At 66.6% G+C, this 16,055-nt stretch carries 10 protein-coding genes; 7 read left to right on the top strand and 3 right to left on the bottom strand.

From position 1 onward, the window contains the following. The first annotated feature begins 27 nt into the window (after window positions 1–27). Complete coding sequence (gene glpK, locus CHB86_RS14845; protein WP_089233946.1) at window positions 28–1,518, top strand: glycerol kinase GlpK; 1,491 nt, start codon at window positions 28–30, stop codon at window positions 1,516–1,518. Window positions 1,519–1,540: 22 nt separating this feature from the next. Here the strand turns inward: glpK and CHB86_RS14840 are convergent, their stop codons facing one another. Genes CHB86_RS14840 through CHB86_RS14830 form a run of 3 tightly spaced genes read right to left on the bottom strand, consistent with a single transcriptional unit; the run spans window position 1,541 to window position 4,770 of the window. Further along, on the bottom strand, window positions 1,541–2,527 hold the full coding sequence (locus tag CHB86_RS14840; RefSeq protein ID WP_089233836.1) for an NAD-dependent epimerase/dehydratase family protein: 987 nt from the start codon (window positions 2,525–2,527) through the stop codon (window positions 1,541–1,543). Next, on the bottom strand, window positions 2,508–3,188 hold the full coding sequence (locus CHB86_RS14835; RefSeq protein ID WP_089233835.1) for an ABC transporter ATP-binding protein: 681 nt from the start codon (window positions 3,186–3,188) through the stop codon (window positions 2,508–2,510). The genes CHB86_RS14840 and CHB86_RS14835 overlap by 20 nt, the downstream gene beginning before the upstream one ends. Before the next feature lie 10 nt (window positions 3,189–3,198). Then, window positions 3,199–4,770: a KpsE/RkpR family capsule polysaccharide export protein gene (locus tag CHB86_RS14830; protein ID WP_245837986.1), complete on the bottom strand. Its 1,572-nt coding sequence runs from the start codon at window positions 4,768–4,770 to the stop codon at window positions 3,199–3,201. Window positions 4,771–5,052: 282 nt separating this feature from the next. Between CHB86_RS14830 and CHB86_RS14825 the strand changes: the two genes are divergently transcribed. The 6 genes from CHB86_RS14825 (at window position 5,053) to CHB86_RS14800 (ending at window position 15,977) form a co-directional block, all read left to right on the top strand. Next, window positions 5,053–5,880, top strand: a complete 828-nt coding sequence (locus CHB86_RS14825) for an ABC transporter permease (protein ID WP_089233834.1) — start codon at window positions 5,053–5,055, stop codon at window positions 5,878–5,880. Between the two features lie 60 nt (window positions 5,881–5,940). Beyond that, window positions 5,941–7,458 (top strand): glycosyltransferase, encoded by a 1,518-nt coding sequence (locus CHB86_RS14820; protein ID WP_089233833.1) that lies wholly within the window; start codon window positions 5,941–5,943, stop codon window positions 7,456–7,458. 148 nt (window positions 7,459–7,606) lie between these two features. Beyond that, window positions 7,607–9,172 (top strand): glycosyltransferase, encoded by a 1,566-nt coding sequence (locus tag CHB86_RS14815; protein ID WP_089233832.1) that lies wholly within the window; start codon window positions 7,607–7,609, stop codon window positions 9,170–9,172. A gap of 77 nt (window positions 9,173–9,249) precedes the next feature. Beyond that, window positions 9,250–10,395 carry a UDP-galactopyranose mutase gene (gene glf / locus CHB86_RS14810; RefSeq protein WP_217898323.1) on the top strand — a complete coding sequence of 382 codons (1,146 nt, stop codon included), beginning with the start codon at window positions 9,250–9,252 and terminating at the stop codon, window positions 10,393–10,395. Between the two features lie 40 nt (window positions 10,396–10,435). Next, the gene (locus CHB86_RS14805; RefSeq protein WP_176442890.1) at window positions 10,436–11,845 is read left to right on the top strand and encodes a glycosyltransferase family 2 protein; all 1,410 of its coding nucleotides are present in this window, start codon (window positions 10,436–10,438) and stop codon (window positions 11,843–11,845) included. Between the two features lie 85 nt (window positions 11,846–11,930). Next, window positions 11,931–15,977 carry a glycosyltransferase family 2 protein gene (locus CHB86_RS14800; protein WP_089233829.1) on the top strand — a complete coding sequence of 1,349 codons (4,047 nt, stop codon included), beginning with the start codon at window positions 11,931–11,933 and terminating at the stop codon, window positions 15,975–15,977. Window positions 15,978–16,055 lie beyond the last annotated feature (78 nt).

Below are 16,055 nucleotides of genomic sequence, written 5' to 3'. Positions count from 1 at the left end.
CCGGCGAAGGACAGACAGGGCAGGAACATGACCCACATTCTCGCCATCGACCAGGGCACGACCTCGAGCCGCGCCATCTTGTTCGACCGCGACATGAAGATCGTCGCCGTCGCGCAGGAGGAGTTCACGCAGCATTTCCCGGCCTCTGGCTGGGTCGAGCACGCGCCGGCCGACATCTGGGACACCGTGCTGCGCACCTGCCGCGCGGCGATCGACAAGGCCGGCATAGGCGCCACGGACATCATGGCGATCGGCATCACCAACCAGCGGGAGACGACCCTGGTCTGGGACAAGGAGACCGGCGAGCCGATCCACAATGCCATTGTCTGGCAGGACCGCCGCACCGCACAGATCTGCGAGACGCTGCGCGCCGATGGCCACGAGGCGATGGTGACGGAAAAGACCGGCCTGCTGCTGGACCCGTATTTCTCGGGCACCAAGCTGAAATGGCTGCTGGACACCGTGCCGGGCGCCCGCGACCGGGCGACGGCGGGCGAGTTGCTCTTCGGCACTGTCGACAGCTTCCTGATCTGGAAGCTGACCGGCGGCGCGGTCCATGCGACCGACGCCACCAACGCCGCGCGCACGCTGCTCTACGACATCCACAAGGGCGGCTGGAGCCGGTCGATCTGCGAGATGCTCGACATCCCCTCCCGGATGCTCCCCGAGGTGCGCGACTGCGCCGGCGATTTCGGCGAGACGCTGCCCGAGATCTTTGGTGAACCGATCCCGATCCTGGGCGTCGCGGGCGACCAGCAGGCCGCCACCATTGGCCAGGCCTGTTTCGAACCCGGCATGCTGAAGTCGACCTACGGAACCGGCTGCTTCGCCCTGCTCAACACAGGCGACACGCCCGTCACCTCGCGCAACCGCCTGCTGACCACGATCGCCTACCAGTTCAACGGCACGCCGACCTATGCACTCGAAGGCTCGATCTTCATCGCGGGCGCTGTGGTGCAATGGCTGCGCGACGGGCTCAAGATCATCAAGACGGCGGCGGAATCGCAGGACCTGGCCCTCGCCGCCGACGATTCGCAACAGGTCATCCTGGTGCCCGCCTTCACCGGGCTCGGCGCGCCCTACTGGGATTCCGACTGCCGCGGCGCGATCTTCGGACTGACCCGGAACACCGGCCCGGCCGAGCTGGCACGTGCGGCGCTGGAAAGCGTCGGCTTCCAGACCCGCGACCTGCTGGAGGCGATGCAGGCCGACTGGCCCGCCGAGGACGCCCGCGCGGTGCTGCGGGTCGATGGCGGCATGACGGCGAGCGACTGGGGAATGCAGTTCCTGTCCGACATCATCGGCGCGCCGGTCGACCGGCCGGAGATCCTCGAGACCACCGCGCTCGGCGCGGCCTGGCTGGCGGGAATGGAAGCCGGGCTCTATCCGGATCAGGAGGAGTTCGCCAAGAGCTGGTCCTGCGACCGCCGCTTCGAGCCGGATATGGCGGAAGACCGGCGCGATGCGCGCTACGCCGCCTGGAAACGGGCGGTTCAGGCGACGATGTCCGCCCGCTAGGCGGAAATCGGCGGCGCCGGCGTCAGCCCGGCGCGCCCTGACGAGCGGCGAGACGGTCCGCGCGGCCCGCAAGCATCTCGGCGATCCCGGCCTCGAAGGGCATTTCCACCCGGAACCCGATGGCCGTTTCCGCGAGCGTCGGGTCGCCGGTGGAATGCCGGATGTCGCCGGGCCGCTCCGGACCGAAGGAGATCGGCGCCCGCGAATTCGCCAGGCGGTTCACCAGCCGCGCCAGCTCGAGAATCGAGATCCCCTGCCCGGAACAGATGTTGATCGCGGCGAAATAGCCGCGCTCGGCCTTGCAGGCCACCTGCATGGAGCCACTGAGCGCGCGCGCCACGTCGTTCACGTGCACGAAGTCCCGCGTCTGGCCACCATCTCCGTTGACGCTCAGCGACAGGCCGCTGCTGGCGCTCTCGACGAAGCGGGTCAGAACGCCGGTATAGGGCGAGCGCGGCGCCTGACCGGGGCCGAAGATGTTGAACGGGCGCAGCGCCACGCAGCGCGCGCCGCGCTCCCGCGCCGCATCCTGCAGATGCTGCTCGCTGCCCAGCTTGTCGGTTGCATAGGAAGACATCGGCGCCGGCGTCGCATCCTCGTCGATCGGCAGTGTGACCTGCTCGCCATAGACCGCCGCCGAAGAGGTGAATACGAAGGGCAGGTCTCCCGCCGCATCCAGAAGCGCCGACGTCCCGTGCAGGTTGGTTCGGCGCGTCGCATCGGGGTTGCGCGCGCAGAGTTCCACGGAGGCGACGGCGGCGAGGTGAAAGACCCCGGTCGCGCCGTCGAGCGCCCGGTCGACCGCGACCCTGTCGCAAATGTCGCCGCGGATCAGTTTTACGTCAGGCGGCAGCCGGGTGGGATCGCCCGAAGAGAGATCGTCGAGCACGACCACCTCCGCGCCCTGCTCCCTCAGGAGCCGGCACAGGGCCGCACCGATGAAGCCGCAGCCCCCGGTAACCAGGAAACGTTCGGCCTTCGATGGGCGCTCAGACTTCGTCTTCTTCATCTTCGGTGCTGTTCATGTTGTATTGGTGGTGCGCGATCGCGTCCTCGACCCTGTCGTAGTATACCAGCTTGCCATTCTCCAGCACCGCACCGGAAGTGCAGATGTCACGCAGCGTCTTGATGCCGTGGCTGACGACAATCGCGCTGCTGCGGCCGAGCCGGTCGAGAAAGTATTGCTTGCTCTTGGCGCGGAAGGCCGCATCCCCCACGGCGGTGCTCTCATCCACAAGATATGTGTCGAAATCCACGCCCATCGAGAGCCCGAACGCCAGGCGGGACTTCATTCCGGAGGAATAGGTGCGCACCGGCATGTGGAAATGGTCGCCCAGCTCGGCGAAATGGGCGACGAATTCCAGCAGGGCGTCGGTTTCGACCCCGTAGACGCGGGCGATGAACCGGATGTTCTGGGCTCCGGTCAATTCGCCGTGGAAGCTGCCGGAAAAGCCGACCGGCCATGAGATGGTTCCATCGGAGCTGACCATGCCGCTGTCGGCGTTCATGGTGCCGGCGATGATCTTCATCAGGCTCGACTTGCCCGCGCCGTTGCGCCCGAGCAGGGCAACGCTTTCGCCGGTCGGAAAGACGGCGTTCACGTTGTCGAGGATCACCTTGCGGCGCCCGGCCGTGTAGAAGGACTTGGTCAGGTTCGTCAGTCGGATCAAAGCGCGCGTCCTAGCGACGGTCCCGGATACTGTAGTAGATCAGCGCCCCGACCGACCATGCGGCCAGCGCGAACAGACCGAACACACCCAGCAGCATCTCGCGTTGCGGATATTCCGAGCTCTGCGCCAATGTCGGTTGCGTGTAGGCGGCGAGATAGCGGGTCTGGCGTTGAGCTTCTGCCTGCGCCGCGTCGAGGTTGGCCCGGGCGGCGAGATAGGATTGCTCGGCGAACTCTCGGTCCACGATCAGCGATTCGTATTCGCCCACCAGCGACGCAAAGGCCTGGGTGCCGGCGCTGGTCTCGCCGATGCCGATCTTGCTGCGCTCGTCGGCGATGCGGTTCTCGATCACGGTGATCCGCTGCTCCGCCTGGCGGATGCGCGGATCGCCCTCGCGGGTGTTGTCGAGCAGCAGGTCCAGTTCGATCAGGGCTTCCGCCAGCTGGCTTTGCAGGGTGGTCAGCAGGCCCATCTGACCCTGCACGTCGATCGCCGGGTCGACGATCTGGGTGCGGGCGCGGAATTCGGTGAGGGCAGAACGCGCATCGCGCAGCCGCTGTTCGGCCAGCCCCAGTTCGTCGCGGGCATAGCGCGTCGTGTCGTCGCGCGCCACGGCGGTCAGCTTGTTGATCGTGTTGGAACTTTCGTCGAAGATCGCCTGCGAGATCGTCCGGGCGTCCTCCGGCGTGAAGGCCAGGACCCGGATTTCGATCAGCCCCGAGGCGCCGTCGTAATAGATCGTGACCATGCGCCGCCAGTAGCTGACCAGCTTCTCGATCGGCGCCTCCGGATCGATGGTGAAGTACCAGTCGTTCTCCGGCTTGGAGTAGAGACTCCGAAGATCGAGCTTCTCGTCGATCATCTCCACGAGCGCCTGGCTCTGGATGAATTCGTAGAGGATGTCGGTGTCCGACGTGTCGGCGCCACCGAAGCCGGCGATGCCGCCGATCACCTCCGCCGCATTCGCCGCCTCTTCCTTGCGCACGGAGAAGCCCATGCTCGACGCGTACTGGTCGGCGGCGCGCTCGTAGAGATACCACGCGGCAACGGCCACCGGTGCGATCACGAAGAGTACGAAACTCAGGAGAATCCCGATGTGGCGCTTCTGGCGCCGCGCGGCGGGCGCGGGCGGCATCACCGGAATCGGCGGCGCACCAGGCCGCGGCGGCGACACGGTCAGCGGGTCGACCTTCGCACGCCTGCGCCGACGGCGGCGCGCGGCGCGGCCCCCATCGCCGGAATTGCCCTGATCGGCTTCGTTCGCCGTTTCAGCAACAGGCGCGGCGACGGCCTCGGCCTCCGAAGAGGAACGGGCCGAGACGAACATCGCCCCGGCAGAGCCAGCACCGGCCTCGGACGCAGCCGACTCATCGCCTGCCTTGCCGGCACGGCCCCGGCCCTTGCGCGGACGCACGACGGCTTCGGCGCCCGGCCCCTCGAGCGCGGCTTCCTTGGCGGCGGATCGCGCCGCTCTGCGGAGCATCCGCTTCCGGTTGCGCTTCTCGCCGGCATCCTCGGAGGATTCGTCAGTGGCCTCAGCGTGTTCCTGGTCGTCCACGGCCTCCGAAGCGGATTCGGGCACGGACCCCTCCGCCTCCGGCCGTGACTGCGGGCTCGACGGATCGCGCAACGGCGGTTCCTTGCGCAACACTTTCAGCACCGCACCCTCCGAGGGTACGCCAACCTTGGGCACCTTTAGCCTGTCGGTGTCTTTTCCGGACGTCGGCGCTTGAGCACTGCGAGGCTCGGCTGCTTCGTTTTTGCTCACTGTTCGTTCCTGCAAAGCAACAAAAGCCATGGTAGACTTTCGCTCCTTCCTACATAGTCCGGCCAAGTTAATCCAGTGGCGCAATCCGACGGCCCCATGACAGACACTTCACCAGACACATCGTCCCTCATCCTCAAGCCCGCCTCCCGGCCGCGCCCCTTCAAGACGCCGCGCACCGTGCTGGCGCTGATGATGCGCGAGATGCAGACGACCTACGGACGCAGCCCGGGTGGATATATCTGGGCCATTCTCGAACCCGTGGGCGCGATCGCGATGTTCACGCTGGTCATCGCGGTCGGCCTCAAGATCCGCACGCCCTCGCTCGGGTCGAACTTCCCGCTGTTCTACGCTACCGGCTTCCTGCCATTTGCCCTCGCGATGTCCACCGCGCGAAAGATCTCGTCCTCGCTCAGGTATTCGCGGTCGCTGCTGCAATATCCCGGCGTGCAGTTCACCGACGCGATCATCGCCCGGTTCCTGTTGAACTTCCTGACCCAGCTGATGGTGTTCTTCATCCTGATGGCGGGCATCCATATCCTGTTCAACCTCTCCACGATCCGCGACGTGCCGGCGATCGCCCTGTCGCTGGGACTGGCGGCGATCTTCGGGCTGGGAATCGGGACGATGAACGCCTTCCTGTTCTCGATCTCGCCGCTGTGGGATTCTGCCTGGGGCATCCTGACACGGCCGCTCCTGCTGCTGTCCTGCGTGCTCTACATCTTCGAGGAGGTGCCCTGGCAGTACCAGGACATGCTCTGGTACAACCCGCTGGTGCACATCATCGGCCTGATGCGGCGAGGCTTCTTTGCCACCTATGACGCCACCTACGCCTCCCCGATCTACGTGCTCGGCCTCGCGATGGTCTTCCTTGTTCTGGGACTTCTGTTCCTGTACCGGTTCCACCGCGACATCCTGAACCGCTGACGGCGCGGCCCCGCTGGCCGCCAACGCCGTCGCGCCATCCCGGAAGGACCGCCCGCCGGCATGAAGATCCTTTACTACAACTGGGTCGACTACCTCGACGATCAGAAGCGGGGCGGCGGCGTCAGCCAGTATCAGCGCAACCTGCTGACCCATCTCGACCAGCAAGGCGATGTCGAGTGCCTGTTCCTGTCCAGCGGGCTCGCGCACGATCTCCGCAACCGCAAGCCGCGCTGGAGCCGTGCGACGCATGGCATGGCCAAGGACAGGCACCGGCGGTTCGAGATCGTCAATTCCGGCTGCATGTCGCCCTCGCATCATTCCTTCGGCCACCCCGCGCAGGTTTCCGATCCGGCCACCGTGGAGACCTTTGCCGATTTCGTGGCCTCCCAGGGCCCGTTCGACGTGATCCACTTCAACAACCTCGAGGGAATTCCGGCCGAGGTTCTGGAACTCCGGAAATCGCTGCCCGGGACGCGGTTCGTGCTCTCGCTGCACAATTACTATCCGTTCTGCCCGCAGGTGAACTTCTGGCACCGCGAAACCGCCCATTGCGACGATTTCAACGGCGGCGCGAACTGCATCGACTGCCTGCCCTTCAAGCCCGACCCGCGGATGGTGCGGCTGGCCAATTCGGCGAGCTTCACCCTGCAGAAGGGCGGGATCGGGCCGGGCACGAAGCTCTACGACCACGGCGCACGGCCGGCGATGCGGGCCGGCATCAAGGCGATCCGCAAGCTGGCCTCGGCACGCCGCCGCGCGGCAGCGGCCGAGGCGGCCTCGGCCCCGCAACCGGCAGCCCGCGACGCGTCGCAGCGGGCCGAAGCGTTCCGCGCGCGCCGGGCGCGCTTCGTCTCGCTGATCAACGAGAACTGCGACGCGGTTCTCTGCGTCTCGGACCGGGTCCGGCAGATCGCGCAGGCCCATGGGATCACACCGGGCCTGCTGCACACCAGCTACATCGGCTCCGACCACGCCGCGCTCTTCACCCGCACGGCCCCGAAGGAGACCCTGCTGCGCCCGGACGGCACGGCCAAGATGGCCTATCTGGGCTACATGCGCCGCGACAAGGGATTCTACTTCCTTCTGAACGCGCTGGAGGCGCTCGACGACGATCTCGCGGCGCGGCTGCACCTGGTGTTTGCCGCCGCCGGGCGCGATCCCGAGGCGCTCGCCACCTTCGACCGGCTGCGCGCACGCTTTGCCTCGCTGACCTGGCACGACGGGTATCGGCACGACGAGATGGACGGAATTCTCTCCGACACCGACTTCGGCATCGTACCTGTGCTCTGGGAAGACAACCTGCCTCAGGTCGCGATCGAGATGCACAGCCGCCACATCCCGCTGCTGACCGCCGACCGCGGCGGGGCGCAGGAACTGGGGCGCCACGCGGGCATGGTCTTTCGCTCGGAGGATATAGAGAGCCTTCACGGCAGGCTCGCCGAGATCCTCGACGGCAAGATCGACCTGCAGACCTATTGGGCGGGCGCCATGACTCCGGTCTCGCTCGATGCACATATCCGGGAGTTGCTCGGGCACTATGCAGATGCGGCGCACACGTCGCATTCGGCCTCCGGATGAGGCGGCTTCGCGCCGAAATCGGAAGCTACGGCATTGCACCGCTGCGTGCAGTCGCTACACCCAGTAAAAACACGACGAGCAGGGCGCGGGGCATCGACATTTCCTGCAGCGCCGGTATCAGGACAAGAACGATGGCGGGCATTTGAAGATGAAAATTCTCTACTACAACTGGGTCGACTACCTCGACACAGAGAATCGGGGCGGCGGCGTTTCGGTCTACCTGAAGAACCTGATGACGCATCTCGGCGCGAAAGACGGCGTCGACGTCCGTTTCGTGTCCTCCGGGATCTCCTACGACATCCTCGAACCGAAACCCCGCTGGGAAAAGGTGCAGCACGGGCCGCGCAAGGACCGTGACCTGCGGTTCGAGATCATCAACTCCGGCGCGCTGGCCCCCGGACACCATTCCTTCGGCCATGACGCCCAGATCGAGCACCCGGCCACGGTCGAGGCCTTTTACGACTTCATGGAAAAGAACGGCCCGTTCGACATCGTCCATTTCAACAACCTCGAGGGCATCCCGGCGTCCCTGGTCGGACTGAAGGAACGTTTCCCCGAGACCCGGGTGATCCTGTCGCTGCACAACTACTTCCCGGTCTGCCCGCAGGTGAACCTGTGGTACCAGGAGCGCGAGAACTGCATCGATTTCCGCGGCGGCGAGAAATGCGGGGATTGCCTGGAATGGCAGCCCTACCCGGACGAGGTGCGGCTGGCGAACGCCGTCGCCTACCGCTTCAAGAAGGCCGGCATCGAGCCCGGCGGATTTCTGTTCCGGCGTGGCTTCGGCCTGGCGGTGCGTTTCTGGTCCAAGGCTCTGCGGGTCTCCAAAAGCTGGTCGAAGAGCAGCCGCGACGTGCTGGCCTTCGGCCGCACCTCCCGCGATGGCAACGTGGCGGTCAGGGGCCCGCTCAAGCCGGTCAAGGGCTATGCGCAGACGTTCGGGCCGCGGCGCGCCCGGGTGGTGGAGATCATCAACCAGAACTGCGACCGCGTCCTGTGCGTCTCGGACCGGGTTGGCGTGGTCGCGGCCAAGTTCGGGATCGCACCGGAGCTGCTCCAGACCAGCTATATCGGGACCAAGCACGCCGAACTCTGGGAAAAGACCACCCCGAAGCAGTCACTATTGAATTCCGATGGCACGCTGACCCTCGCCTACATGGGCTACATGCGGCGTGACAAGGGCTTCTACTTCCTGATGCGCGCGCTCGCCACGCTTCCGAAATCACTCGCGGAGCGCGTGCGCGTCGTGGTGTGCGCCCGGACAGGCGACCACGAGGCCGTGCAGCTGATGCACAAGGCCTCCTCCAACGTGAAGGAGATCCTGCACGCCGACGGCTACAAGCACGACGAACTCGACAAGCTGCTGGCCGAGGTCGATGTGGGCGTCGTGCCGGTGCAGTGGGAAGACAACCTTCCCCAGGTCGCCATCGAGATGCACGCCCGCCACATCCCGCTGCTGACCAGCAACCTCGGCGGCGCGCAGGAACTGGGCAACACGCCTGAGATGGTGTTCCGCGCCAACAGCTTCGAGAGCTTCCACCAGCGTATCCGCGCCATTCTCGAGGGCGAGATCGACCTCGATGCCTATTGGGCCAACGCGATGCCCCCGGTCTCGATGGAAAAGCACGAGGACGAGCTTCTGGGCATCTATCGCGACCTCATCGACGGCCGCGGCCGCACGCTTCCGGTTGCGGAGGCCGCCGCGGCTGAGTAGACCGCGGGCGGCCCCTCGCCCGGCGCGATGAGGCCGGGCGAAGGCGGAAACAGGAAAGCGAGCAGATAATGACCAAGATGAACCTGCTGATGGTCGGCGCCGGCCTGTCCGGCGCCGTGATCGGACGGATGATGGCCGAGGAAGGACACAGCGTCACGATCGTCGACGCGCGGGATCACATCGCCGGCAATTGTCATACCGAGCGGGACGCCGAGACCGGCGTGATGGTCCACGTCTATGGCCCGCACATCTTCCACACCGACGATGCCGAGGTCTGGGAGTACGTGAACCGGTACGAGACCTTCCTGCCCTACAAGAACAGGGTGAAGACGACGAGCCAGGGGCGGGTATTCTCGCTGCCGATCAACCTGCACACGATCAACCAGTACTACGAGAAGACCATGCGCCCCGACGAGGCGCGCGCCTTCATCGAGGAAATCGCCGACAAGTCGATCGAGGATCCGCAGACCTTCGAAGAGCAGGCGCTGCGCTTTGTCGGGCCCGACCTCTACGAGGCCTTCTTCAAGGGCTACACGATCAAGCAGTGGGGCTGCTCGCCCACCGAGTTGCCAGCCTCGATCCTCAAGCGCCTGCCGGTGCGGTTCAACTACGACGACAACTACTTCTTCCACAAGTTCCAGGGCATGCCCGAGAACGGGTATACGCAGATGGTGGAACGTATCCTCGACCATCCCGGTATTACCGTGCACCTGAACACCCGGTTCACCCGGGAACAGGCCGCCGAATACGATCACGTGTTCTATTCCGGCCCGCTCGACGGCTATTTCGACTACGAACTCGGTCGGCTCGGCTACCGGACCCTCGATTTCGAGAAGTTCACCGACACGGGCGACTACCAGGGCTGCGCGGTGATGAACTATGGCGACGTGGAGGTGCCCTACACCCGCATCACCGAGCACAAGCATTTCTCGCCCTGGGAAGAGCACGAGGGCACGGTGTGCTATCGCGAGTTCTCCCGCGCATGCGGCCCCGACGACATTCCCTACTACCCGATCCGCCTGATGGAGGAGAAGGCTATGCTGGGCACCTATGTCGAGAAGGCGAATGCCGAAACCGGCGTGACCTTTGTCGGGCGTCTCGGGACCTACCGCTACCTCGACATGGATGTGACGATCCGCGAGGCGTTGGACACCGGCCGCGCCTTCTTGCAACATGCGGCGAGCGGGACGCAGATGCCGGCATTCGCCAAGCCGCCGCTCTGACGCCGGCGCGCGCGCAGCGCAACACGACGATGGGGGGAAAGTGACGCCGACCACACCTCTGGGCCAGCACGGACCGGACCCGATGGTTTCGATCATCGTTCCGGTTTACAACGTTGCTGGCTATGTCGGCGCCTGCCTGGACAGCCTGATGCGACAGACCTTCGAGGATTTCGAGGTCATCGTTGTCGACGACGGCTCCACTGACGACAGCCTCATCGCGGTCTGGAACGCCATCGGGCTCGATCCCCGGTTCCATGTCGTCACGCGACCGAACGGGGGCCTGTCGGCGGCCCGCAACACCGGTCTCCGCATCGCGCGCGGGGCCTATATCGGCTTCATCGACAGCGACGACCGGATCGCGCCGAGCTACCTCGCCAACCTGCTCGGCGCGTTGGTGGAGACGGGCGCGTACTGGGCTGCCTGCGGGGTGCGCTTCTGCCTCGCCAACGGCACCGCCTTCGACCATCCGGCGATCCACGGCCGGACCCATCCCGCCGTCGACCATCCAGGGCCGGCGATTTTCCGGCTCGACGACTGGACGGACGTGATCCCGCACTTCCCCTCGGCCTGGAACAAGCTCTACCGGCGCGAACTGATCGCCGGGATGGAGTTCGTCGAGGGGATCTACTACGAGGATCACCCGTTCTTCTACGAATGCGCCCGGCGGACCGACAGGCTGGCCTATGTCCCCGAGCCGCTCTACTGGCAGACCCAGGGGCGCGAGGGGCAGATCACCCGCGAGAGCTCCGAGCGCGTATTCGAGCAATTCGACGTGCTCGAACTGATCGACCGGACGATGGCGGCCTCGCAGCGCCCCGGGCGGGAACGGGCGATGGCCCGCATCGCCACGCGTCTCGTCTTCGAGCGCAGCCTCGCGATCTCCGACCCGGACTTGCGGGCACGCTTCGCCGAGGCGGGACGGCGCTATTTCGAGCGCCGCGGCCTGACCTACGCCCCCGACTGGGACCGAGACATCAGCCGGCTCTGGGGATTGCTGATCTCCGGCGAGCTGCCGCTCGGCATCGTTATGCGGGCCGAGGAACCCGACGAGCGGCTTGCGCGCACGCTGGCCTCGCTCGCCCGCTCGCCCTTTCGCGATTTCGAGACCATCCTGCTGTACACCGATGACCCGGAGGACGAGGGCGCCCGACACGCGGCGCTGCTGGCGGCCACGGCCGAGACCGACCGCTGCACCGTGTTGCGCCACGCCCCGGACGCCGCGCTACCGGCACTGGAACAGGCCGCCGCCGCGACCGACGCCGTCTTCCTGCTGTTCCTGACCGCAGGCGACACGCTGCCGGAGGACAAATCGCTCCGCGACACGCTCGAATGGATGGTCCGCAAGGAGGCAGACCTTTGGGCACCGCCGCCTGAAACGCAGGCGGGGGCCTTCCCCTACCCGGTGTTCCGGCGGGCCTACCTTTGCGATGCAACTGCAGGTTGGTCCTGAACACACCACTGATGCCCGCAGGTCGATTGTGCCTCCCTGCCCTTTGTGGTCATAAGGCGACGACGGAGAAGAAGGAGCCCCAGACATGCTGCTTGGCTTTCGAGCGACAGGCGACGCCCGGTGGGAATGCATTCTGGAATTCGACCGGGTCGACTATGCCAACCTGTCCTTCTTCGATGCCAACGGCCAGGACATCCCCTTTCATGTCTCGTTTCGCCAGGCCGACGGGATTCTGGCCTTCAACCGGCTGAACGGCGGCGTCTGGGGTGAGGAAATCCTGACCCCCTGCGCGCTCGCGCCACGCGGCGACAGGGTCCGGATCGACTTCTCGCAAGGAAGCGCAGCGCTCTTCCTCAACGACACCGAGATCCTGCGCGAGACCATCGACGAGGCGGTGCACTTGCACTGGTTCGACCTCCACGGCGCGGCCCGCGCGGTGCGGGTCGGCGGTGCGGCAGAGACCTGCGCCACCGGGGAACTGGCGCTCTCCGCGCCGTTCACGCTCACCGGCTGGGGCGTGCAGGCGGGGGTCGAGTCGCAGGACCTGCGGATCGAGGCGGCGGGCCTCGACGGCGGCGTTCCGCTGCGCACGCTCGCCCGTCCCGACATCGCCGCGGCCGCAGGCGCCTCGAACGACCGGCTGGGGGTGATTGCCGTGCTGCCGGGCCGTGTCTGGTACGGTGTCGCGGCCGGCGAGAGCCTGTCCCTCCAGCTGACCTGCAACGGCAGCCCCTGCGGCGCGCCCCTGCAAATGACCCGCGAGGAACTGGTCCGGACAATCGAGGGGATCGCCGCCGACGAACGGGCCGGCGCCTTCAGCCTCGTCTCCGCGGTCGAACACGCGGCCCGCGGCGGGATCATCCCGATGCTGAGCGAGGCCGCCCGCCGGCGGCTGAGCCAGGCCATCGACGCCTATGCCCTGGGCGACCTTCTGAACCCCGAAGAGCTGGTGCTGGAGGGGGACGCCGATTTCACGCCCCCGATCGAGGTCGACCCGAACGTCGTCGCCGTCGAGATCGTGCAGAAAACCTTTTCCGGCAAGCTGCGGGCCATGGCGAAGCAGGATCCGGCCGCGATTTTGCAAGACCCCGAGTTCGCCGAGGGATTCGACGGGCTGACCGGTGAGCAGCAGCGCCTTCTGGTCATGCGGCTGGCGGAGGTCTTTGCGGGCAGCGACCAGGTCGAAGCGCTTGTCCCGCTCGCAGAGCGCTGCGCGCTGCGTGCGCAGGCCGACGCGATTGCGCCCTGGGAGAAGTCTTTCCGCCTTCCCTTCGACGTGCTGGCCGAAGACGCGGACGCGGTCTCTGAGTTCTTCCAGTGGTTGAGCCAGCGGCCGGAGGGCTGGATCTCGACGCAGGCGCTCTCCTGGTCGATCCGCAAGATCGCCACCGACTGCCCGGCGTTCCTCACAGATACGGCGCGAGAAACCGCGGCGCGGGCCTTCGTGGCCTACGTCGAATGGCACGCCTGGGACTACTGGGGCCGCGGGGCCTGCACGCGGCTCACCGAGGCGATCATCACCCTGATGGAGCAGTCGCACCTGTTCTCGACCTGGTTCGAGGACTGGCTGGTCGACCGCGTGCTGCGCAGCCACTGGCTGTCGCCGCAGTTCTGGAGCGCCTTCGACTCGCGCGAGGGGTTGGCGAGGCTGCGGCACGACGGGCGCATCCATGCCGCGCGTGCGGCCTATGACGCCGCCGTCAAGGCCGTGCGCGAGGGCTCGACGGGCTCCGGCCTGACCGCGCTGCCTCCGGCCAGCGCCATCGACGGCGAACGCCTGATGCGGGAACTCGCGCCCTCCGGCTGGAAAGGCGACCGCCTGGCGTCGCTTGCCCCGCACCGGCTGCTCGACCTGGCTCTGCGCCGCGCGGCGCTGCCAGGCGGCAATGCGGCCGAGGCCGGCCCGCCAGAGCAGATCGTCCGCGCGATCCGCTCCGTCTCGCCGATGCTCCCGCGCAGCGAATACCTCGAACTGCAGGAAAAGGTCGGCCGGGAAGCGGCAGAGCTGTTGTCCGACCTCGGAACGCCCGAGGCCGGCCATCGGCTTGAGGCGCTGAAGCCGGAGCTGCGCCTGCTTTCTGGCCGCCGGGCCGGATACAATGGCGTGGCTATCGCCCTGAGCCTTCTTGGCGCGGCCCTGCGCGCCGGCGACAATGCCCTGGCCTGTCAGGCCGCGGATCTCTCGCGGGGCCTGATCGACGCCGTTCCGCCGAAGCAACGCGGGGCGCTGCAGATCTCGCCCGCCGTCCGCATGGCTGTCTTCGGGTTGCGGCAGACGGCAATCGCCTGCGATTCCGCGCTGGCCCGGGAACTCGTCGCCCTGCTGCCAGAGGCGGAAGCCGCCGTTCCCGGCCCCGCGGATCCGGCCACGGAGGCCTGCCTGTCCCGCGACGGCCGCGCGATGTTCTTCGATACCGTGGTGGTCGTCATCTCCTGCCGACCGCTGCTCGAGACCCGGGTGAAGGCGCAGCGCGAGACCTGGCTCAAGGACCTCGCCGCCCGCGGCATTCCCTATGTGATCGTCGTGGGCGATGGCGACGACCGTCTGGAAGGCGACGTGCTGCACGTCGATGCGCCGGACAGCTACGAGGGACTGCCGCGAAAGGTGCTGGCCGCCGTGCGATGGATCTATCGCAACACGCCCTTCAGCCACATGCTGAAGATCGACGACGATTGCTCTCTCGATGTCGACCGGTTCTTCCTGACCCAGAGCTACCGGAAGTTCGCCTATTACGGCCGCCGCCTGCACCGCACCGCCGGTCAGACCGACCGCACCTGGCACCTGACGCGCGCCGCCGTCGACCCGTCGCAACTCGACATCGACCGTTCGCCGGAGCCCTCGACCTATGCAGAGGGCGGCACGGGCTACGTGCTGAACCGGACGATCATGGACGTTCTGCTGCACAACGCGGAGACGCCGGAAGGCGCGCGGCTGATCCTCAGCTCCATCATGGAAGACAAGCTGGTGGGCGACCTGCTGGGGATGACCGGCATCCTGCCGGACTCGGAGGATTACGACGCCTGCGTGCTGCGACGTTCGCATTCCAAGGGCGTTCCCGTCAGCCGCTGGGAGAACGCCTTTCTGCCAAGTGCGGCGAGCCCGGCCAAGCTCGTGCATCTCGATACGCCCGACCTGCAGAACTGGGCGGCCGAGGTGCGCGGGACGGGCGAACTCTGGCCCAAGAAGGCGTGGCCCACCTATGACCCGGCCCGCATCGGCTGGAACACCAACGCGATCGACCTGGTGAGTCCGGTGCCGCAGCTGGAGCGCGTCAACGCCCAGAGCCTCGTCGTCATCACCACGATCCGCAACGAACGGGAGATGCTGCCGCTCTTCCTCGACCATTATCGCAAGCTGGGCGTTCAGGGCTTCTTCGCCATCGACAATTGCTCGACCGATGGCACGCTGGAATACCTTCTGGAACAGCCGGACGTCGCCACGTTCTCGGCCGACACCGACTATTCCGCCTCGGCCTATGGCGTCGCCTGGCAGCAGGCGGCGATGGCGAACTTCCGCCTCAACCGCTGGTCGCTGATCGCGGACGCCGACGAGCTGCTGGTTCTGAAGGACGCCGACGGCACCCTGCCCGACCTGCTCGCAAGCCCGGAGATGGCAAGCGCCGACGCGGCCCGGATCTTCATGCTCGATCTCTACCCCGAGGGGCCGCTCTCCAGGGCGAGTTTCCAGGGCAGAGACCCCTTCACTGTCGCGACCCACGTGGACAAGGTCCCCTTCCTCGCCGAATCCACGGCAACCGGCCCCTTCTCCAACGCGGAGACCTGGACGAGCAGCCTGCGCCACCGGTTGCTGCCCGGATCGCGCTCCGAGCTTTTCGTGGCGCAGAAATACGCCCTTTTGAAGTACCGCCCCTGGATGCGTCTCTCGGCCGGCCTGCACTATGTCGCCGAGGCCCAGGTCGCGCCGCGCGACCTGATCTTCGCGCATTTCAAGTATCACGCGGGCTTCCATGCCAAGGTGCGGGAAGAGACCCGGCGCCGTCAGCATTTCAACGACGCCGAGGAATACCGCCGCTATCGGAACCTCATGGCCGAGGGCCGGGAGAACCTTTTCGATCCCACGGTCTCCGTTCCCTGGCGCAGTTGCGACTGGGTGCGGGAACGGCTCGACTGAGGCGGCGCTGTCCGGCTCCGTTCACGAGTGATTAAGGAAGTTCGTGCCCTGTTCAGAGGCACGGAGCGCGCGGGAGGA

The sequence above is a fragment of the Tropicimonas sediminicola genome, from assembly GCF_900188335.1.
Lineage (GTDB): Bacteria > Pseudomonadota > Alphaproteobacteria > Rhodobacterales > Rhodobacteraceae > Tropicimonas > Tropicimonas sediminicola.
The sequence above is the reverse complement of the archived record's forward strand: the minus strand, read 5'-3'. Positions and strand labels throughout refer to the sequence as shown.